Raw genomic sequence first — 20,545 nt, forward strand, 5'->3', positions numbered from 1 at the left:
ACAAGATCATCACGCCGGTTTCACATGCCGGCGTGATGAGTGCAGCCTCAACGAAATGCAAACAGATCCCAATGCCCGACTAGGCAGTCCGAGCTTTCCGCCTGCTGCAGCCGTGCCAGTCGCCAGTCGTTCACATCAGCTTCCTCAACAAGCCCTGTTTCAGCAGCGGCACTCGCAATGCCGAAAATGAATTGCCGCTGCAGCTCCGCATGTGCCTTATCAAGCCGCCACGGGCTGGGTGCCAAGGCGACCTGAAACCCCTGCTCCTCCAGCAACCTGCGCAGAACCGGCGTAGCGTCTGGGCCGAGTGCCGGACCGAAACCCTTATCTCGCCTTTGATGGACATTGAACGCCGCAACCACCTCATCATCCAACGGATGATGTTCGTCCCAGCGACAGACACCGTCATAATTCAGTGCGGCATAAAGGCCGATATTTGTCTGGGCGAGTTCTGAAACCAGCCGGGCCAGAAAGCTCTCCGAAACAAGATCGAAAAGAGCGGAGGCCGTCACAAGTCGCGCTTCGAAAAACAGGCTGTCAGCCGGGGCATCCAGATGTGCCTCCATACATTCAATCCGTGCGGACCCTGCATGCCGGCGTTTTGCCTCGATTAGCAACAGTGGATCATTATCGACCAGCCGCCAGCGCCAATGAAGAGCCTTAGGCAGAAAAGCCCTGAAGGTCGACCCTGTCCCGGCCCCCAGATCGACAACCAGCGTTTCTCCATGCGCCGCAGCCAGATGATCGATCACCTGCTTTTGGAGGCCGTGATCCCGCGCCGCATGATCGGCAGCTTCCCGCAGGTCAAGCCAAGTCTTGTCGAAGCCGCTCATCCTATACCTTCCAAAAAATCAGAAAGAATTCTGGCGCTCGCCGGCCAATCCGGCAAATTCAGGCCCACGGCAAGCGAACCGGCAGCGTAGTCCCGCCGTTTCTGAGGTTCATCCAACATCGTCGCCAACGCCTCTGCAAACCCAGTGGCATCACCAGGTTCTACCAGAATGCCAGCGCGATCGGGGACTAAATCAGGTACCGCACCGCCATGGCAGCCGACGATCGGCAGGCCTCGCGCCATGGCTTCGGCAAACACCATGCCGAACCCCTCGTAGCGGCTCGCGAGCGCAAAAATGTCGGCCGCCGCATATTCGGCATCAACGTCATCAAGGGCACCCGTCACGGCAATCCTGTCGTTCAGGCCAGGTTCTGCAATCTGCCGGCGCAGGGCGGAGGCGGATTGGAGATCCATCCTGTCGCTACCGACGATACGGCATTGCCATGAACGATCTCGAAGTTTCGCCAGTGCCGCGACAAGCGTCTGATGATCCTTACGTGGCGTCAGCGAGCCGATGGAAAGGATCATCGGCGGTGCGCCGTCGATGCTGCCATGCGCCTGCTCGGAAGGTGCCGTCCCCGGTATGGCGATACAGATCGAACCCTGTCGAACGCCGAAATTGCAAGCCAAAATGCGGGCCGTCTCGGGACTTGTAACAACCACCCCGCGCACATGAGCCAGCGCATCAACTTCGCTTTGCCTGAGTTCTTCCGCTCGCTGTTGTGAAAGCCCGGTTTCCATCGCCAGCGGATGGTGTACGAGCGCGACGAGCTTCAGCCGCTCCGCCTCCCGCCTTGCAATATCGGGCATGGTGCCGAAGGCCAACCCATCGACAAGCACGAGGCTATTTTTCGCAAGACCGGCAAAGTGCCGTGCCGCCGTCTCAAGTTCGTCGCGGCCTGGAGCCGGAAATCCGTCCGGCAGTCTCATATGGTCGACTTGCCAGCCAAGCTTGCGCAATTCCGCGATCATTCGCCGATCATAACTGTAACCGCCACTGCGGGTCTCGATGTCTCCGGGAATGGCAAACACGAGATGCGGTGCTCCGGCTTCCTCATCCACACCGTTCAAATCGCGGCCTCATACCATGCGCGCGCCACATGGCTTTCGTGCAGCATGATCTTCAAGCGACAAATCCGCTTGCCGCCCGGCCCAAGCTCGCCCGCCTCAATGCGTCGACGCAGATCGTCGAAGATATGCTTGGCCAGCACTTCGGTGGTGGTCACCTTGCCGCGAAAGATATCCAGTTCATCGAGGTTCTTGTAGTTGAGCGGTGCCAAGGCGTCTTTGAGCACGACTGTCGCCAGCCCGATATCGACGCCAAGGCCGTTGTCATCGAGATCCTCCGTCATGAAGGCGGCGTCGACAACGAAAGTCGCGCCGTGCATGGCCTGGGCGGGACCGAAAACCTCGCGCGGCAGGCTATGGGCAATCATCATGTGGTCGCGCACTTCGACGGCAAACATCGTTCTTGGATTCTCCGGTTGTCAGGAATAGCGGATGCGGTGACACAACGTATTCGGATCGGCGAGGATCCGGATATAGCTTGCGGCGAGATCATCGAAAGCGGTCTCACCGGAAATGAGAGCATCAAGCCGGTCGTCCGCCAAGAGAGCGAGCGCTGTTTCAAGCCGCCGCGAAAGTGGCCAACGGGCTCGCCTTGCAGCCGGGACATGGCCAACCTGCGAGCCGACAATCGACAGGCGATGGCTGTGAAACCGTCCGCCGAGCGGTATATTGACCATGCCTTCACCAAACCAGGACATTTCGACGATCCTCGCCTCGAAGCCGGCGACAGAAATGGCGGTCGCAAGGCCTTCGGATGTCGCCGAAGCATGTATGACCACGTCGCTGTTGCAAGCAGACCCCTCAGCTTCGCCGGGCAGGGCGAAATGGCAACCGAAAGCGGTGGCAAGCGCCTCTCGCTCGGAGTTCACATCGATCAAGGTGACATCCGTCCCCGGTATTCTTGCCGAAAGATATGCGGCGAGAAGCCCAACAAGTCCGCCACCGACAATGGTTACCCTGTCGCCGGCAAGAATGTTCGCGTCCCAGATGCCGTTGAGAGCCGTTTCCATATTCGCGGCAAGAACGGCACGTGATGCCGGCACATCGGGCGGAACGGCTACAGCCATATCTGCCGGCACATGGAACAGGTCCTGATGCGGATGGAGACAGAAGACGGTTTGACCGGCAGGCGCCTCTGCGCCCGCCTTGACCGTGCCGACGACAGCGTAACCATATTTCACCGGAAACGGGAATTCACCATCCTGCAACGGGGCGCGCATGCAGTCGTGTTCACTCTCCGGCACCGATCCTTCGGCCACCAGAGCCTCCGTGCCTCTGCTGATGGCGCCAAAGCGGCTTTCGACAAGCAGCTCGCCCTCGGTGAGCGGTCCGATCATTGTCGGTTTCAGTTCTGCCTTCATTTTACCCGTCAGCCACAAGGCGCGCGATGTCGTCATGTATGGCTATCCACCAAAGCTTGGGATTGAACCGTCGTATCCCGATGGAAAGGTGCAGTCGCGCGGCGTCTCCAGCGACGGGCGGCATGCGGCACGAGCGGGCTCAAGATCCGCGGCATGCGCACTTCCTCGGGAACGGCGAACAGGCCGAAGCGCGTCGTCCAGCGGCCGAAACTCTTCGAGGCGGTCAGCATTGTGAACGGGATTGCCAGACAGAGACCGACAACCATAGGCAATGTCCACAGAAGAGCCGTTACTCCTGCTCCTGCAAGGAGAGCGGTTGCGAGCATAAAACCGATGACCGTTTGAAGTCCCATTGTCTTCAAGGCCGAAAGAAAGGAGACCCCAAGCCTGTCGCGGTTCTGACCGCTCCATGTGACACAGCGTCCGAACGGCAGGCCGAGCAGAAAGACTGACACGTAGACCGCGATGATCGGCGCCATCAGCATCGAGGCGAGAATTTCGATTATTGCCGACAAGCCGAACCGCAGCGGTCCGCCATAACGCCGCACCGCGCCTTTGGTCAGACACACATCGAGCATGCCGGCGAGTTTTGGGGCTACCGACATGAAGAAGATGACGGCAAAGAGACTAAGGCCCAACTGCAGATAGGCGGGATCGAACTCCCCAGAGATGGCTTTCCACGCGGCGGCAAAGGTTGCGACGATCCAGGCCGGCGGCGCGACATACATCAATATAGCCTGGAGAACCTGGAACCGGCTGAGCGTCTTCAGCCCGGGCTCGAACAGGAAACGCCAATATTGCATGTTTCCCTGGCACCAGCGCAGATCTCTCTTGGCGAAATCGGGAAATGTCGGCGGGTTGGCCTCGAAGCTCTGCGTCTCGACCGGCAGCACCCGAACTTCGTAACCACCGCGACGCATATAGGCGGCTTCCAACTGGTCATGGCTCAGCACATGCCCGCCGAGCGGCGGTGCGCCCGGCAGGACGGGCAGATGGCAGTGGGCTCTGAACGCTGTCGTGCGGATCAGAGCGTTATGGCCCCAATATGGGCCGCAATCGGCATTCCACCACGCCGCGCCCATGGTGAAAGCGCGCATGCCATGGCGCATGCCGAACTGGAACATCCGCGCGAACCCGCTGGTCGCCGGCATGCCGACCACAAGCGACTGAAGAATGCCGATCTCGGGCCGGGCCTCCATCGCCGCGACAAGGCGGATGATCGCATCGCCGGACATGACGCTGTCTGAATCGAGCGGCAGGAAGAAGTCGTAATCCTCGCCGTATTCATCGAGAAAGTCGTGAATGTTGCCGGCCTTGTAGCCGGTATTGACTTCACGCCGCCGGTAGACCGGGCGGTTTTCAGCGGGAAAAGCGACCGCGCCAACGAAGCATTCGAAGCCCATGGCCTCGGCTTTCGCAATAGCCTCGTCGGATGTGTCGCTCAAGACGAAGAACCGGAAATGCTGCGCGAGGCCCGTCGCCTTCAGGCTGTCGGACATCGCCTCCAACCGTGCCAGAGCCGGCAGCGGATCCTCGTTTCGCAGAAACAATGTCAGTGCGGTTCGCGACGAAAGGCTATTGGGGCGACCGCGCTCACCCTGCGGATAAAACGGATAGATACTGCGGGCAGGATTACCCGGCCCATGCTGAAGCATCAGTCCGATGATCGCATTCCAGAAGCCAAGCACGGTCCAGGGCATGGCCAGCAGAAAACCGAGCAACATGACGGCCTCGATCAGATCGATCCCGCCCGGTGAAAGGAGGCGGAACAGCCCATATCCCAGCGCTGCAATCGTTGCGAGATTGAGCACCAGCACAATCATCCGTCGCGTGCCGATCCGGAGCCCCGCATATCGAAAGGTGATTTCCGGCGTAGTTTCGCCGCGAGGCTTATGGCCACTCTCGAGACCGTCGCCAGGGACAGTTTCGGCGGTTTTCGGCCGACTGGTATGCAGATCCATTGAGGCATGCTTTCGGTGGGTGTCCGAAAGCTAAAAGTAGGAGCCGATTACGTTTCAACAAGCACGCACGCGTTCAAACGATCTGCCCCTACCGTCACGAACGGGTGATCCGGCATGGCACCGAACAAATGCTCGGTCAGCGAAGGCTTCATACCCTCGAAAGACAAAAAAGCCCCGTCAGCATATCGGCTGGCGAAGGCTCAATCTGTTATGCTGCGTGAGCAGGCCTTGCTTTGCGTCGCGCGCTATACCAGACAAAACCGACGACAAGCAGCAATGCGGCAACCGCGCCCGCCCCCATGCCGATCCTTGCCAGCTGAACGATATTCGACTTCGGTCCGCCCTCGCGAAGCACCTGAACCTCTTCCGGCGTCACGGTCAGCTTATCATTGCCGTATTGAGCCAGAAGATAGTTCGAAAGCGAGGCAACCTCGACATTGTTCAGCTGCACGACGGCATTCGCCTGATCGCCGAAAGGCGGCATGAAGACATGGCCGGCTTCAGTATGGCGGTCAACGCCGTTGAGGATGGCGGAGATGACATTGATCGAGTTGTCACCTGCCGTCGCGGCATTGTGGAACAGGCTCGGATAGTAACCATCCTTAGTGCCCTGGGCATTGTAGCCATGGCAGGAGGCGCAGTTGGCGGCAAAGATTTGCGCGCCGGCGTGATCACCCTTCAGTCCGTCGGCATAGTTCTTGCCGCGGAAAGCGGCCATGTCATTGCCTTCTGAACCCTTGTCGAAGCGGGTGATGCCCGATGCCTGCCCGGCATTGGCGGAGGGAACGCTGCGCACATAGGTGGCGATCGCGTTCAGGTCCGCATCGGTCAGGTGCTGGAAGGAGTAGCTGATGGCTTCCGCCATGCTGCCCGCCGCCTGCGCCCTGTTTTCCAGCTTGCCGGTCTTCAGGTAGGTGACGAGATCCTCCTGGCTCCAGGAGCCAATACCATGCACCTTGTCATTGGTGATATCCGGCGCATACCAAGCGCCGACCTGACCGCCGGTCAGGTTGAGGCTCTTCTGTTCCTGCATGAAGACGCCGCGCGGCGTGTGGCAGGTGCTGCAGTGCGCGGCACCCTCAGCCAGATATTTGCCGCGGTTCCATTCGTCCGACTGGCTCGGATCATCCTTATGTACCTCGTTCGGACGGAACAGCAGGTTCCAGCCCATCATCGAGGCGCGGATGTTCATCGGAAATGGCAGGCTCGTTTCCGGAGCCTTTTCGTCCACCGGCTCGACGCCCTGCATGAAATAGGCATAGAGCGCATTGATGTCCTCGTCCGTCATGTTGGAATAGGACACATAGGGCATGGCCGGGTAGAGGTTTGCGCCATCTCCGCGAACACCCTTGCGAACTGCGTCGGCAAACTGGGTTTGCGAATAGTTGCCGATGCCGAACTGCCTGGAGGGGGTGATGTTGGTCGACATGATCGTGCCGACCGGGGACACCATGGATAGGCCGCCGGCCATCGGCTTGCCGCCGTCATGGTTGGTATGACAGGCAACGCAATCGGAAGCGGTCGCCAGATAGCGGCCCTTCTCGATCAGTTCCTTGGAGAATTCCTGTGCTGCCGCCGGTGCCAGCGCAACAAGGGCAAGCGGTGCCGCGAGGGCTAAGGATTTTACGGTCTTCATGATCAGGCGCCCCGCATCTGTTCGACAATGGCGTCGCCAGCCTTGAGGGCAAGCGCGGTCATGGTGATGGTGCTGTTGCCGCAAGCACCGGCTGCCATTGCGCCGCCACCGGGGATGAACAGGTTTTCGTGGTCATGGGCGCGGCAATCGACATCGACAACCGAGTTGGACGCATCCTTGCCCATTATGGTGCCGCCCATAATGTGCTTGCTGTTGTTGTATTTCGGGCTGATCTTGATATCGATCGCACCCATGGCTTCGGCGATCTGCTTGCCGATTGGCTGGGAGTAGACTTCCCAGCATTTACGGACATAGTCGCCGACATCATAATTGATCGACGGTTTCGGAAGGCCAAGCCAGTCTTTCTTGTCCGACAACGTCAGGCGATTATTCGGGTCCGGCAGAATTTCGTGAGCCGCGACGATATCGGCGGTGCAGGCCGCCATGCGCCGGATTTCTTCGTCCAGCGCCTTGCCGACCAAGCCCTTCTTCAGCGCCGCGAATGTGACGAAACGGTTGCGGGCGAAGTTGTTGTAGCGGAAATACGCGCCGGCATGTTCGGAGCGGAACGCGCCTTGCGAGGTTTCCATGATGCCCGAATTGACGACCGGGCCGATGCCAGACCAGAAAGGCTCCTTGGTGGTGACCGTGAACGTGCGGGCCGGATGGTCCATCATGTTGCGGCCGACCTGATCGGAGGAATTGGCAACCCCGTTCGGGTTGCGGTCGTCCTGCGACATCAGAAGCAGTTTCGGGTTTTCCAGACCGTTGCAGGCGAGCACGAAGAGCTTGCCGGTAATGCGGTGGCTTTCCTTGTGCTGGTCGTAGAAGTGAACCCCCTCGATCTTGTTCTGGGCATTCGTCTCGACCTTATAGACGACCGAGTCGACCAGCAGCGTCGCGCCCTTCTTTTCGAGGCGATGCAATGCGGTTTCCGCATCATACTTGGCGGCGACGGGACAGACGGGAACGCAGTTGTTGTTGGCGCAGCAGGCAGGACGGCCATCATAGGGCATGCCGCTGTTGCGGGCCTGCGAGACGGGAATGTTATTGTAGCCCAGCGTCTTGACGACTTCGGTGAATTTCACTTCGCCGGGTGAAAACGGCAATGCCGGCATCGGATAGGGTGCCGAGCGGTCGCCTGTCTGCGGCCATTGCTGCGAGCGGTCGGACGGGCCGCAGATGCCGAGCTTGTGCTCAGTGCGGACGTAATAGGGTTCCAGCGTGTCGTAGTCGAACGCCCAGTCGCGACCAACGCCGTAAAGCGAATTCAGGCGCATGTCCTCTGGCGTCAGGCGCCAGGAGGTGCCGGCCCAGTGCCAGGTCGAGCCGCCCGCGTAACGAATGAAGGTCTGGTCATAGGCGTCAGGCCCGGTAAACTGCAGATAGGCATCTTCCGGCTTCTCTCCGCCCATCGGATGCGGCGCCCAGGGCCGCGACGGATAGGCGACCGATGTATCGCCCTTCACGCCAAGAGGAGCGTTGCGCCAGTTTTCGACCACTTCGGCGCGCGTGACGCGCGGACCGGCCTCGATCATCAGCACGGAATGACCTGCATCGAGCAGCTGTTCGGCAATCACGACGCCGACGACGCCCGTTCCGACGATGACGACGTCGGCACTATTCTTGGTAACCATGGGGAAAAGACTTTTCTTCGCTGGATTTCGTCAGAAGCGCGGCATCGGCGCCGAAAGCGGCAAGTTGGGCCGGGTCCACAGGTTGGGACCGGAAATGCCGTAGGAGGGGATGGTCAGAATATCGCTGGTCGTCTTGAAGGTCAGCGCTTCTTCATAGGTAAAGACGGTTGCATTGCGCTTCTCGGAGGAACAGCCGCTATACCAGGCAGAAATCACCCAATGGGCAAAATCCTTCAGCTCTCCATCGGGAATATCGCCGAAGAAATCTTCGACCTGCGCCGCATTTTTCTTCTCGGCGATGGCGATGATCGCATCGAGCATCTGCGGAAGGTTCTTGTATTCACCGCTTGCCGTATCAACGATACGCGCGCCGACAGCCGGGCTGAGCTGGTGCTGAATCAGCAGGTTGGACAGTTTCATGAACTGTCCCTGCGTGCCGGCATCGACGGCCGCCAGCGAGAGGGTGGGACAGAGCGTTGCGGCAATGCTGCCGGCAAACAGCGTCGCACCGCCGAGCAGAATGCCACGGCGCGACATCATCAACGTTCCGTTGAGGTCTTTCGACTGTCTAGTCATCGTTTTCCTGACCATGGGGAAAAAGAGGCTGATGCCTCCGGGGTGAAAGCTGCGGCCGTTAAGGCGCGTTGCGTGTGCGCGAAATGTCGGGCAAGTTTCGTCGCCACCCTGCTCACCATCATGTCAGAGGTGGGGATATTGAGGGCGGAAGCGGGACAATGAATCGCGGACATGCAACAACAAAAAAGGCGCGAGTGAACACAATGACGCTGTCGCTAGACAGCGCGGTCCTCCGCCGCACCGAATTAGTTGGATAGCTGATTATCAGCTACGCCACCAATTGATAATTGTCAATCCGGCAAAAGGAGGCACACCGGCGTGATCGTTACTGCTCATGAAATCCTACATTCGCACGGTATTCTGCTGCGACGCTGCCAGCAGGTGGCGCTCGCCATGTTCACGCAGGAGGCAGGCGATCTCGGCTTTTCTCCCACGCAATACAGTGCGCTGGCCTTTGCCCATATCGAACCCGGCATTCACCAGAATACGATGGGGGAACGGATCGCACTCGATCGCTCATCCGTTACCAAGTGCCTGGAAGGTCTCGAAAGCCAGGGTTTCGTTCGCCGGGAAGTCGATCCGAGCGATAAACGTGCCCGCCTGATATACATCACCCCGGAAGGCGAGGAGATGCTGCAGCAGGTCGCCGCCGCCGCACGACGTGCACGCAAACGATTCCACGCGGCCCTCGGCGAGGCTGAGTTCGGCCACCTCATGGATCAGCTGAGCGCGTTCAGCCGCGTGCTGGAAGAGCCAGAAGAGGGAAAGTAGCGGATAGGATCACGCCCGGCGGGTAAGGCAGCGCGAGACGCTATCCTGCCAGCCGGCGATTGCCGTCTTCCTCTCGTCATCCGCCATTTCCGGTTCAAAACGCTTGTCGCGTTTCCAGTGGGCAGAAAACCCTTTCGCATCCGGCCAGACCCCGGCACGGGAGCCGGCAAGCCAGGCGGCACCGAGCGCCGTCGTCTCCAGAAGCTCCGGCCGGTCGACCGGCGCTGCCAGAATGTCTGACAGGCGCTGCATCGTCCAGTTGGAGGCAACCATGCCGCCATCGACGCGCAGCACGGTCGTCGCGCCGTGGCCCTGCCAGTCCTTCTTCATCGCTTCGAGAAGATCGTGAGTCTGGAAGGCGACGCTTTCGAGCGCCGCATGGGCGAATTCCGCCGGGCCGCTGCTGCGGGTAAGCCCAAAGATCGCGCCACGGGCCTCCGCATCCCAATAGGGCGCGCCCAGCCCGGTGAAGGCCGGCACCATGTAAAGCCGCTGTTTCGGATCCGCCTGCCGCGCCAGCGCACCGACTTCCGACGCAACCTTGATGAAACCGAGTTCATCGCGCAGCCATTGCACGGCGGCACCGGCAATGAAGATCGAGCCTTCCAGCGCATAGGTCGTGACGCCGTCGAGACGGTAGGCGATGGTTGTCAGAAGACGGTTGGAGGATGTGACGCGATCCGTGCCGGTGTTCAACAGTGCAAAGCAGCCGGTGCCATAAGTGGATTTCAGCATGCCGGGTTCGAAGCAGGCATTACCGATGACGGCCGCCTGCTGATCGCCAGCAACGCCGAGGATCGGGATTTCAGCGCCGAATATCGACCTGTCCGCCACCCCAAAATCCGCCGCACAATCCTTGACCTCTGGAAGCATGGCGCGCGGGATATCGAGAATGCCGAGCAACTCGTCATCCCAGTCATTATCGCCGATATTATAGATCAGCGTACGCGAGGCATTTGTGGCGTCGGTGACATGCGCCTTCCCGCCGGTGAGCTTGTAGATCAACCAGCTGTCGACCGTGCCGAAGCACACGTCGCCACCTTCGGCGCGGGCACGCAGACCCTCGACATTGGAGAGCAGCCAGGAAAGTTTTGTCCCGGAGAAATAGGGATCGAGCAGAAGACCGGTCTTTTCAGTGAAGGCGGCCTCAAGCGCCCTACCCTTCAATTCCTCGCAAAGTCCGGATGTGCGGCGGTCCTGCCAGACGATCGCCGGATGCAATGGCTTGCCGGTCTTGCGGTCCCAGACGACTACGGTTTCACGCTGGTTGGTGATGCCGATCGCCGCGATATCAGCGGCCGAGATTTCGGCCTTCTCAATCGCCGTGCGGGCTGTGGCAAGAACGCTTTGCCAGATTTCCTCAGGGTCGTGCTCGACCCAGCCGGAGGCAGGAAAGAACTGGGTGAATTCCTGCTGGCCAAACCCCTTGATCGCCATGTCGCCATCGAAAACGATCGCCCGGCTGGATGTCGTGCCCTGGTCGATGGCAAGAATATACCCACCCATAAATCCAAACTCCTCCAGATATTCCATAAGAATCGGCCATAAAAACCGGGGCGCGATATCACGCCCCGGCATTTCTCATATAGGCCTTTAGGCGGCTATTTCTGCCAGCTTTTCACCAGTTCGTCGTAGTTGACGGTGATCGGCTTTTCCTTCTCGTTGGCGATCTTCAGCTGCGGCGCAAGGTTGCCCTTGGAGACCGCATCCTTGTTCCAATATTCGAGATCGTGTTCCTCGGCGAGCTTCGGCCCCATCTCGCCCTGAACGCCGGCGCGTTCCAGGCGCTGCAGCACCTTTTCCTGCTCGGCGCACAACGAATCCATTGACGCCTGTGCAGTCTTGGCACCCGAAGATGCGTCACCGATCGCCTGCCACCAGAGCTGTGCGAGCTTCGGATAGTCCGGGATGTTCGTACCGGTTGGCGACCACTGGACGCGGGCGGGCGAGCGGTAGAACTCGATCAGGCCGCCGAGTTTTGGCGCACGATCGGTGAAGGACTTGTGGTTGATCGACGAGTCGCGGATGAGTGTCAGGCCGACATGGCTCTTCTTCACATCCACGGTCTTCGATACGACGAACTGTGCATAAAGCCACGCCGCTTTGGCGCGATCGTCCGGCGTGGATTTCAGAAGCGTCCAAGAGCCGACGTCCTGATAACCGAGCTTCATCCCATCCTTCCAATAGACGCCATGCGGCGATGGGGCGAAACGCCATTTCGGCGTTCCGTCGTCATTGACCACCGGCAGGCCCTTCTTGACGAAATCCGCCGTGAAGGCCGTGTAGGTGAACATCTGCTGGGCAACCTCACCTTGGCCCGGCACCGGACCGGATTCGGAGAAGGTCATGCCGTTTGCGGCAGCCGGCGCATAGGCCTTCATCCAGTCCAGATATTTCTGGATGGAATAGACTGCGGCCGGGCCGTTGGTGTCGCCGCCACGGGCAACGCAGGAGCCGACCGGCTGTGATTTCTCGTTGACCTTGATGCCCCATTCATCGACCGGAAGACCGTTCGGCAGGCCCTTGTCGCCGTTGCCGGCCATGGAAAGCCATGCATCGGTGAAGCGCCAGCCAAGCGATGGGTCCTTCTTGCCATAGTCCATATGGCCATAGACCTTCTTCCCATTCACCTCGCGACCAGTGAAGAATTCGGCAATGTCTTCATAAGCAGACCAATTGACCGGCACGCCGAGGTCGTAGCCGTATTTAGCCTTGAAATCGGCCTTGTTCTTCTCGTCGTTGAACCAGTCGTAGCGGAACCAGTACAGGTTGGCGAACTGCTGGTCGGGTAGCTGGTAGAGATCGCCATCCGGTGCGGTGGTGAATTTCAGACCGATAAAATCCTGAAGATCGAGGCCGGGATTGGTCACGTCCTTGCCTTCATTCGCCATCCACTTGGTCAGCGAACGGGCCTGCTGGTAACGCCAATGGGTACCGATCAGGTCCGAGTCGTTGACATACGCGTCATAGACGTTTTCACCCGACTGCATCTGCGTCTGCAGTTTTTCGACCACGTCGCCTTCGCCGATCAGGTCATGGGTGATCTTGATGCCGGTGATGTCACTGAATGCCTTGGCGAGAACCTTGGATTCATATTCGTGCGTGGTGATGGTTTCCGAAACCACCTTGATGTCCATGCCGGCAAAAGGCTTTGCCGCATCGATAAACCACTGCATTTCCTTTTCCTGCTCGGCGCGGGAAAGCGAAGACTGTTCGCCGATTTCCGCATCAAGGAATTTCTTGGCGGCCGCCATATCGGCATGGGCCGCACCTGTCATTGCCAGCAGCATGACTGCCGTCGTCGTCATAAGATGCCGTCGCATATCTAGTCCTCCCGGTTGATGCGATTGCAGTTCACTTTAGTCCTGGCGGCTGGACCTCCTCCCGCCGCCCTATTGTCTTGGCCCTAAACGAAACGGAATACGCCGATCGCGTAAACCACCGACAAGGCCAGAGCCCACCACAGGCTGGGGCCTCCAAGACCCAGCCATGCGAGATGAATGAAAGCGGAGCCGAGCAGCGAAACGAACAGGCGGTCGCCCCGCGTCGTCTCGAAGCGCAGGATGCCGACGCGCGGGCCGCCGCCCGGCGAGAAATATTCCCACGCGCCCATCGCTGCGATGAGCGCGAAAATGGTGATGAAGAAGATCGCTGTCGGCAATGTCCAGGCCATCCATGAGAAGCTCATCGGTCTCTCCTTCTCAGACGCGGCCGAGGGCAAAGCCCTTGGCGATGTAGTTGCGGACGAAATAGATGACGAGCGCACCCGGAATGATGGTCAGCACACCGGCCGCCGCCAGCACGCCCCAGTCCATGCCGGAGGCAGAAACGGTGCGGGTCATCGTCGCGGCGATCGGCTTCGCGTCGGTCGTCGTCAGCGTGCGGGCTATCAGCAGCTCGACCCACGAGAACATGAAGCAGAAGAAGGCGGCGACGCCGATGCCGGACGCAATCAGCGGCATGAAAATCTTCACGAAGAAGCGCGGGAAGGAATAACCGTCGATATAGGCGGTCTCGTCGATCTCCTTCGGCACGCCGGACATGAAACCTTCGAGGATCCAGACCGCCAGCGGCACGTTGAACAGGCAATGCGCGATGGCAACCGCGATATGGGTGTCGATCAGGCCGAAGGCCGAATAGAGCTGGAAGAATGGCAGCGCGAAAACGGCAGGCGGCGCCATTCGGTTGGTCAAAAGCCAGAAGAACAGGTGCTTGTCGCCCAAAAACCGGTAGCGCGAGAAGGCATAGGCTGCCGGCAGCGCCACGAGGACGGAGATAACCGTGTTCATCACCACATAGATGATCGAGTTGATATAGCCGTTATACCAGGCCGGATCGGTGAAGATGACGGTGTAGTTTCTAAGCGTCGGATTTGTCGGCCAGAGCGTCAGTTGGCCCAAGATCTCGCTATTGGTCTTGAAGCTCATGTTGACGAGCCAGTAGATCGGCAGAAGTAAAAAGATGATGTAGATCACCGGTATCAGGAAGCCGAAACGGGCGCCGCTGCTGTTGTTGGTCATGGCGTTCTCCCCCTCACTTCTGCTCTGCATCGCTCTGCGTCATCACGGTGTAGAACACCCATGACAGCAGAAGGATGATCAGGAAGTAGATTATCGACATGGCTGCCGCCGGTCCGAGATCGAACTGGCCGATCGCCATTTTCACGAGATCGATCGACAGAAATGTCGTTGAATTGCCCGGCCCGCCGCCGGTAACGACGAAGGGTTCGGTATAGATCATGAAACTGTCCATGAAGCGCAAAAGCACGGCGATCAGCAGTACCCGCTTCATCTTCGGCAACTGGATGTAACGGAAGACAGACCAGCGCGATGCGCCATCGATGCGAGCCGCCTGATAATAGGCATCGGGGATGGAGACAAGGCCGGCGTAGCAGAGCAGCACGACGAGGCTCGTCCAGTGCCAGACATCCATGACGATCACAGTCGCCCAGGCATGCGTCGGGTTCTGGGTATAGTTGTAGGAGATGCCGAGCGAGTTTAGAAAATACCCCAGAAGCCCGATATCGACGCGGCCAAACACCTGCCAGATCGTGCCGACAACGTTCCATGGAATGAGCAGCGGTAGCGCCATAAGCACGAGGCAGACGGGAACGCCCAACCCATGTTTCGGCATGTTGAGCGCGATCAGGATGCCGAGTTGCACTTCGATCGCGAGGATGACAGCCGAGAAGATCAGGTTGCGCCAAAGCGCATCCCAGAAGCGAGGTGATGTCAGGATTTCGACAAACCAGTCGGTGCCTGCCCAGAAGAACTGATTGTTTCCGAACGTATCCTGAACCGAATAATTGACCACGGTCATTAGCGGAATAACGGCGGAAAACGCGACCAGCAGCAGGACCGGCAGAACCAGAAACCAGGCTTTGTTGTTCCAGGTCTTGTCCATGGTCAGCCCTCCTGTCCTACACGCCAGCTATCGGCAAAAATGCCAATCGCCTGCTTTTCGAATGTCACCTTCGCGTCGGCCGGAATTTCGTCATCCTCGGGCACAACGATCGAGATCGGCTGGCCGCAGAAAGAGGCGCGGACGATCTTCTGGCGGCCGATATCCTCCACCTTGTTGATGGTGATCGGCATGCCTTCGCGGCCGAGCTTTATGAACTCCGGGCGGATGCCGAGTTCGATACGCCCCTGGGCCTTCAGCGCAGGGGCGGCGGAAAGGGCGATATTCTGGTCGCCGATGCGCGCGGTCGCGCCATCGATGGCTGCGGACATGATGTTCATGCCCGGCGAGCCGATGAAATAGCCGACGAAGGTGTGACTCGGTCGCTCGAACAGTTCCGCCGGCGTACCGATCTGTACGATCTGGCCGTCATGCATGACGACGACCTTGTCGGCAAAAGTCAGTGCTTCGGTCTGGTCGTGGGTGACATAGACCATGGTGAAGCGCGACTGCCGGTGCAGGCGCTTCAGCTGCGAGCGCAGCACCCATTTCATATGCGGGTCGATCACCGTCAGCGGCTCATCGAACAGGATGGCGTTGACATTGGCCCGCACCAATCCGCGGCCGAGCGAGATTTTCTGTTTCTGGTCGGCCGTCAGCCTTTGCGCCCGGCGCTTGGCCATGCCGGCAAGATCGGTCATTTCGAGGATTTCGTTGACGCGTTTTTCGACTTCCGCCTCCGGCACCTTGCGGTTGCGCAAGGGGAAAGCGAGATTGTCGAACACCGTCATCGTGTCGTAGACGACCGGGAACTGAAAGACTTGGGCAATGTTCCGCTCCTCGGTCGAGAGCTGTGTGACATCCTTGCCGTCGAACAGAATTCGCCCGTCGGACGGTGTCAGCAGACCGGAAATGATGTTGAGCAGCGTTGTCTTTCCGCAGCCGGATGGACCAAGCAAAGCGTAAGCCCCGCCATCCTCCCATTCGTGATGGACTTCCTTCAGCGCATAGTCGCCGGCGGCCTTGGCCTTTTCGCTATAGGCGTGGCGGATATGTTCGAGCGTGATGCGTGCCATCTCGTCCTCCTCACGCTGCCAGTGGCGCGGCGATGAGCGCCTTGCCGGTCGATTGATCGAAAGCCATCAGGTGGCGACTGTCGAGATGTACCTCGAGGACCTGATCCTGCTCGATATCGTGAATGCCATGCGCAAGCATCACCCAGCGGCGACCGGCAAAATCGAGATGGATGAAGCTTTCAGATCCGGCGATCTCCGAGACCAGCGTGCGAGCCTTGAGCGGCGTCGTGTGGCCGTTGGCGGGATGCAGAAACAGGTGATGAGGCTGGAAAGCCAGCGTCACCGGCCCGTCCGCGATAGATGACAGATGCGGCGGCACCGGAATGACCGGCTCGCCGTCGAACAGGAAAGCGTTGCCGGAACGCGTCAGTGCAATCGTATTCAGCGGCGGATCGGCAAAGATTTCAGCGGTAACGAGATCGGCAGGCCGACGATAAACGTCCACTGTCCTGCCGAACTGCGTCACGGCTCCCTCATGCAAAGTCGCAGTATTGCCGCCGAGCAGCAGCGCTTCCGAAGGTTCCGTCGTGGCATAAACGAAGATCGCGCCGGAAGCGGCAAAGATTTTTGGTAGTTCCTCGCGCAATTCCTCGCGCAGCTTGTAATCGAGATTGGCGAGCGGCTCGTCGAGGAGCACGAGATTGGCGTTCTTGACGATCGCCCGCGCCAGCGCTGTGCGCTGCTGTTGACCACCGGAGAGATTGAGCGGGGTTCGGTCGAGATAGGGCGAAAGCTTCAGAAGCTCGGCGGCCTTCTTCACTTCACGATCGATGGTGGCAGCATCCTTGCCGGCGATACGCATCGGTGAGGCGATGTTTTCATACACGGTCAGCGCCGGATAGTTGATGAACTGCTGGTAGACCATCGCGACATTGCGCTTCTGCACCGGCATGCCGGTGACGTCAGCCCCATCGAAATGGATTGAGCCTTCCGTTGGCTTGTCGAGCCCCGCCATCAGCCGCATCAGCGACGTCTTGCCGGCAAGCGTCGGCCCGAGCAGGACGTTCAGCGTTCCCCGCTTTAATGTCAGGTCGGTCGGGCAAATGTGATATTCGCCCGCCACCGTCTTCGACACATTGCGCAATTCCAGCATATATACCTCGGGCCTCCCAACCCTCTGGCAACAGGCAGTTATCTCCCAAGCCTCACGCGGCCCGGCGAACGCCCGCCATGTATTCCTCCAGTCCCTGGGCTTCCTCTGCCGTCAGGAACAATCCCTGCTTGGTACGGCGCCACAGCACGTCTTCAGCCGTGCGCGCCCATTCCTTTTCGATAGACCAGCGAACTTCCGCTTCGTAAAGCGTGCCGCCAAAATGCCGGCCAAGCCCCTCGATGGATCTGGCCTCTCCCAATATCGCTTTGGCATCGGTGCCGTAGCACTTGATGAGCCGCGAGGCTTGTCGCTGACTGATGAACGGATAGGCCGCCATCAATTTTCGCTCTTCTTCTATAGCCCCCGCGACTGGAAAATCCCCACCAGGAAGATGGCTCCTGGCCGTCCAGGGGCCGCCCTTTTCGCCGATCGTCTCGCCGATCTTTTCCAGCGCGTGTTCGGAAAGGCGCCGATAGGTTGTCAGCTTGCCGCCGAAGACGTTGAGCAGTGGCGCGCCATCTGCCTCGTCTACCTTCAGCACATAATCGCGGGTCGCTTCCTGCGCCTTCGACGCGCCATCATCATAAAGCGGGCGAACGGCCGAATAGGTCCAGACGATGTCGTCCGAGGTTACAGGTTCCGAAAAATACTCGCTCGCTGCACTGCAGAGATAGTCTATTTCTTCCGGACTAATCCTGACATCTTTCGGATCGCCTGGAAAATCACGATCGGTGGTGCCGATCAGGGTATAATCGGTCTCGTAGGGAATGGCGAAGAAGATGCGATTGTCCGGGTTCTGGAAGAAATAGGCTCTTCTGTCTTCGAACTTCTTGCGCACGATGATGTGGCTGCCCTGCACGAGCCGGACATTGTGGACATTGTTGCGACCAACCGCGTTCGACAGAACTTGATCCACCCACGGACCACCGGCATTGACCAGCATCCGAGCCTTGTGGCTGGCCGTCGTGCCTGACGCTTCGTCGCGAACCTCGATCTGCCATAAGCCGCCTTCGCGACGGGCCGAAACGACCTTAGCGCGGCTCATGATCATCGCGCCCTTCGATGCGGCATCGCGGGCATTAAGCACCACCATACGGGCATCGTCCACCCAGCCGTCCGAATATTCGAAAGCCTTTCCGAAGACCGGTTTCAGCGGCTTGCCGGCTGGATCGGTCTTCAGGTTCAAAGTCTTGGTCGCCGGCAGAAGTTTTCGACCACCGAGATTGTCGTAGAGAAAAAGACCGAGCCGGATCAGCCAGGCCGGACGCACGCCACCCTTCTGGTAGGGGAGCACGAAACGGAGCGGCCAGATGACATGCGGGGCCATGGCCCACAGCACTTCACGCTCCATCAATGCTTCACGTACCAAACGGAATTCGTAATGCTCGAGATAGCGCAAGCCGCCATGGATCAGCTTGGTAGCGCCGGAGGAAGTGCCGGAGGCGAAATCGTTCATTTCGGCAAGCGCGACGGAATACCCTCTACCCGCAGCATCGCGCGCGATGCCGCATCCGTTGATGCCACCGCCAATCACGAAGAGATCGAAAACCGTATCGCCTGACATTGCCTACCGATGGCCCCGCTCACTTTCGCATTGCACAAAATTATGCTTTTTACGAAACTGAATACAGTCTAAAATGAAAGAAAAACGAATGTCAAATGAAGATTGACGGAACGCAAAAATGAGACCGGATTAATGCGTCTCTATCAGTCGAACGTCGCTTTCGGCGCAGATTTTCCGAATCTCGGGCGATGGACAACAGTCGGTAATGAATGTGTGCACCTGCGAGATATGGCCCATGCGAACGGGCGCGGTTCGTTCGAACTTTGTGGCGTCGGACACGAGAATGACATGCCGCGCATTGGCAATGATCGCCTGCGCTACCTTTACCTCGCGAAAGTCGAAATCGAGCAGCGCCCCATCTGCGTCGATGGCCGAGACACCGATTACGGCATAATCCACCTTGAACTGGCGGATGAAATCGACAGCCGCCTCTCCCACGACACCACCATCCGAACCCCGTACGACGCCACCGGCAATAATGACCTCGATCGAGGGAAACACGCGCAACCGGTTGGCTACATTGATATTATTGGTAATAACCATCAATTCGCGATGATCAACAAGCGCATCGCCGACGGCCTCCGTCGTGGTGCCTATATTGATAAAGAGCGATGAATTGTCGGGAATGATCTCGGCGGCAGCCTTGCCGATCGCCTGTTTTTCGACTGCGGCCATCGAACGGCGCGCTTCGTATTTGACATTCTCGTTGCCGCTCGGGAACACTGCCCCACCATGGACGCGGTTCAACACCTTATCATCGCAGAGATCGTTCAGGTCCTTGCGGATCGTCTGTGGGGTGACCTGGAAATGCGCAGCCAGATCCTCCACCAGCACCTTACCCTGCTCCTTGGCGATCGCGAGAATCTCTTCCTGCCGGCTGGTTAGATGCATGGTGTTTCCAAGGCTCCCTCGATTTTCGTTTTGCCATCACATTAGGACAAAACGAAACCGTGAACAATATGGGCTGGAGGGTGTGACTTGACGTTACCAGTTCGCTATTCCGGCGATGCCATGAGCTGCGGGCTGTCTTCTTTGACCGTTTGCATCACCACGTTTGTGGATGTGTTTGCCACGAAGGGAAGGGTTGAAATTTTCTCACCCAGTACGATCCTATATCGCCTGATATCTCTGGTGCGGACCTTCAGAAGATAGTCGAAGCGACCGGCGATCATGTGGCAGCCTTCGATCTCTCTGATTTTGCGAGCTGCATCGTTGAAGCTCTTCAATGCCTCCTCCCGTGTGTCGCTGAGTTTGACTTCAACGAAGGCAATGTGATCGAGACCGAGTTTTTGCGAACTGAGGATCGCTCTGAACCCTTCGATATAACCTTCTTCGATCAATCGACGCAGGCGCAATTGGCAGGGTGTTTTGGAAAGACCGATGCGGCTGGCAAGTTCTGTGATCGACAGACGTCCATCTGCTGAAAGCTCCTGCATGATCTTCTTGTCGAACTGGTCTAATTCGCTAGCCATGACGCCATATTCCAACTTTTCGCCGCTATTTGCCCGTGTATTTAGTCCAAACAAATAGATTAAGCTTGAAAACTGGGCAACGTGAAAATTCCGGCCAT

At 58.7% G+C, this 20,545-nt stretch carries 19 protein-coding genes; 1 reads left to right on the forward strand and 18 read right to left on the reverse strand.

From position 1 onward, the window contains the following. Window positions 1-47: 47 nt before the first annotated feature. From JZX87_RS21175 to JZX87_RS21210, 8 genes are all read right to left on the reverse strand, one after another. Window positions 48-833, reverse strand: a complete 786-nt coding sequence (locus JZX87_RS21175) for a class I SAM-dependent methyltransferase (RefSeq protein WP_206827828.1) — start codon at window positions 831-833, stop codon at window positions 48-50. Further along, window positions 830-1,894 (reverse strand): glycosyltransferase family 4 protein, encoded by a 1,065-nt coding sequence (locus tag JZX87_RS21180; protein ID WP_353654232.1) that lies wholly within the window; start codon window positions 1,892-1,894, stop codon window positions 830-832. The genes JZX87_RS21175 and JZX87_RS21180 overlap by 4 nt, the downstream gene beginning before the upstream one ends. Before the next feature lie 5 nt (window positions 1,895-1,899). Beyond that, entirely contained in the window at window positions 1,900-2,298 is a 399-nt protein-coding gene (locus JZX87_RS21185; protein WP_183824914.1) for a 6-pyruvoyl trahydropterin synthase family protein, read from the reverse strand. A gap of 21 nt (window positions 2,299-2,319) precedes the next feature. Further along, a complete protein-coding gene (locus JZX87_RS21190; protein WP_286194984.1) occupies window positions 2,320-3,297 on the reverse strand; it encodes a zinc-dependent alcohol dehydrogenase in 978 nt (325 codons plus the stop codon). Next, complete coding sequence (gene mdoH, locus JZX87_RS21195) at window positions 3,294-5,222, reverse strand: glucans biosynthesis glucosyltransferase MdoH (RefSeq protein WP_206827830.1); 1,929 nt, start codon at window positions 5,220-5,222, stop codon at window positions 3,294-3,296. Before mdoH ends, JZX87_RS21190 begins: the two co-directional genes overlap by 4 nt. Window positions 5,223-5,430: 208 nt before the next feature. Beyond that, entirely contained in the window at window positions 5,431-6,858 is a 1,428-nt protein-coding gene (locus JZX87_RS21200) for a cytochrome c (protein WP_206827832.1), read from the reverse strand. A gap of 2 nt (window positions 6,859-6,860) precedes the next feature. Beyond that, window positions 6,861-8,495: a GMC family oxidoreductase gene (locus tag JZX87_RS21205; RefSeq protein ID WP_206827834.1), complete on the reverse strand. Its 1,635-nt coding sequence runs from the start codon at window positions 8,493-8,495 to the stop codon at window positions 6,861-6,863. A 30-nt stretch (window positions 8,496-8,525) separates the two neighbouring features. Then, entirely contained in the window at window positions 8,526-9,071 is a 546-nt protein-coding gene (locus JZX87_RS21210; protein WP_206827836.1) for a sugar dehydrogenase complex small subunit, read from the reverse strand. 318 nt (window positions 9,072-9,389) lie between these two features. On the opposite strand from JZX87_RS21210, the gene JZX87_RS21215 reads away from it, so the two are divergent. Beyond that, window positions 9,390-9,842, forward strand: coding sequence for a MarR family winged helix-turn-helix transcriptional regulator (locus tag JZX87_RS21215; protein ID WP_206827837.1), 453 nt, complete (start codon window positions 9,390-9,392; stop codon window positions 9,840-9,842). 9 nt (window positions 9,843-9,851) lie between these two features. On the opposite strand, the gene glpK is transcribed toward JZX87_RS21215, so the two are convergent. From glpK to JZX87_RS21265, 10 genes are all read right to left on the reverse strand, one after another. Beyond that, entirely contained in the window at window positions 9,852-11,348 is a 1,497-nt protein-coding gene (gene glpK, locus JZX87_RS21220; protein ID WP_206827838.1) for a glycerol kinase GlpK, read from the reverse strand. A 95-nt stretch (window positions 11,349-11,443) separates the two neighbouring features. Beyond that, window positions 11,444-13,165, reverse strand: a complete 1,722-nt coding sequence (locus JZX87_RS21225; protein ID WP_206827839.1) for an ABC transporter substrate-binding protein — start codon at window positions 13,163-13,165, stop codon at window positions 11,444-11,446. Window positions 13,166-13,248: 83 nt separating this feature from the next. Beyond that, window positions 13,249-13,530, reverse strand: a complete 282-nt coding sequence (locus JZX87_RS21230; RefSeq protein ID WP_206827840.1) for a DUF2160 domain-containing protein — start codon at window positions 13,528-13,530, stop codon at window positions 13,249-13,251. 13 nt (window positions 13,531-13,543) lie between these two features. Then, the gene (locus tag JZX87_RS21235; RefSeq protein ID WP_148144669.1) at window positions 13,544-14,362 is read right to left on the reverse strand and encodes a carbohydrate ABC transporter permease; all 819 of its coding nucleotides are present in this window, start codon (window positions 14,360-14,362) and stop codon (window positions 13,544-13,546) included. A gap of 13 nt (window positions 14,363-14,375) precedes the next feature. Then, window positions 14,376-15,245: a carbohydrate ABC transporter permease gene (locus JZX87_RS21240; RefSeq protein WP_206827841.1), complete on the reverse strand. Its 870-nt coding sequence runs from the start codon at window positions 15,243-15,245 to the stop codon at window positions 14,376-14,378. 2 nt (window positions 15,246-15,247) lie between these two features. Further along, the gene (locus JZX87_RS21245) at window positions 15,248-16,318 is read right to left on the reverse strand and encodes an ABC transporter ATP-binding protein (protein WP_148144667.1); all 1,071 of its coding nucleotides are present in this window, start codon (window positions 16,316-16,318) and stop codon (window positions 15,248-15,250) included. 10 nt (window positions 16,319-16,328) lie between these two features. Continuing rightward, window positions 16,329-17,411, reverse strand: a complete 1,083-nt coding sequence (locus JZX87_RS21250; protein WP_206827842.1) for an ABC transporter ATP-binding protein — start codon at window positions 17,409-17,411, stop codon at window positions 16,329-16,331. A 52-nt stretch (window positions 17,412-17,463) separates the two neighbouring features. Further along, the gene (locus tag JZX87_RS21255; RefSeq protein WP_206827843.1) at window positions 17,464-18,975 is read right to left on the reverse strand and encodes a glycerol-3-phosphate dehydrogenase; all 1,512 of its coding nucleotides are present in this window, start codon (window positions 18,973-18,975) and stop codon (window positions 17,464-17,466) included. A 129-nt stretch (window positions 18,976-19,104) separates the two neighbouring features. Next, window positions 19,105-19,866: a DeoR/GlpR family DNA-binding transcription regulator gene (locus JZX87_RS21260; protein ID WP_206827844.1), complete on the reverse strand. Its 762-nt coding sequence runs from the start codon at window positions 19,864-19,866 to the stop codon at window positions 19,105-19,107. 104 nt (window positions 19,867-19,970) lie between these two features. Then, entirely contained in the window at window positions 19,971-20,447 is a 477-nt protein-coding gene (locus tag JZX87_RS21265) for an Lrp/AsnC family transcriptional regulator (protein ID WP_148144759.1), read from the reverse strand. Window positions 20,448-20,545 lie beyond the last annotated feature (98 nt).

The sequence above is a fragment of the Agrobacterium sp. Ap1 genome (assembly GCF_017313375.1).
Classification (GTDB): domain Bacteria; phylum Pseudomonadota; class Alphaproteobacteria; order Rhizobiales; family Rhizobiaceae; genus Neorhizobium; species Neorhizobium cellulosilyticum.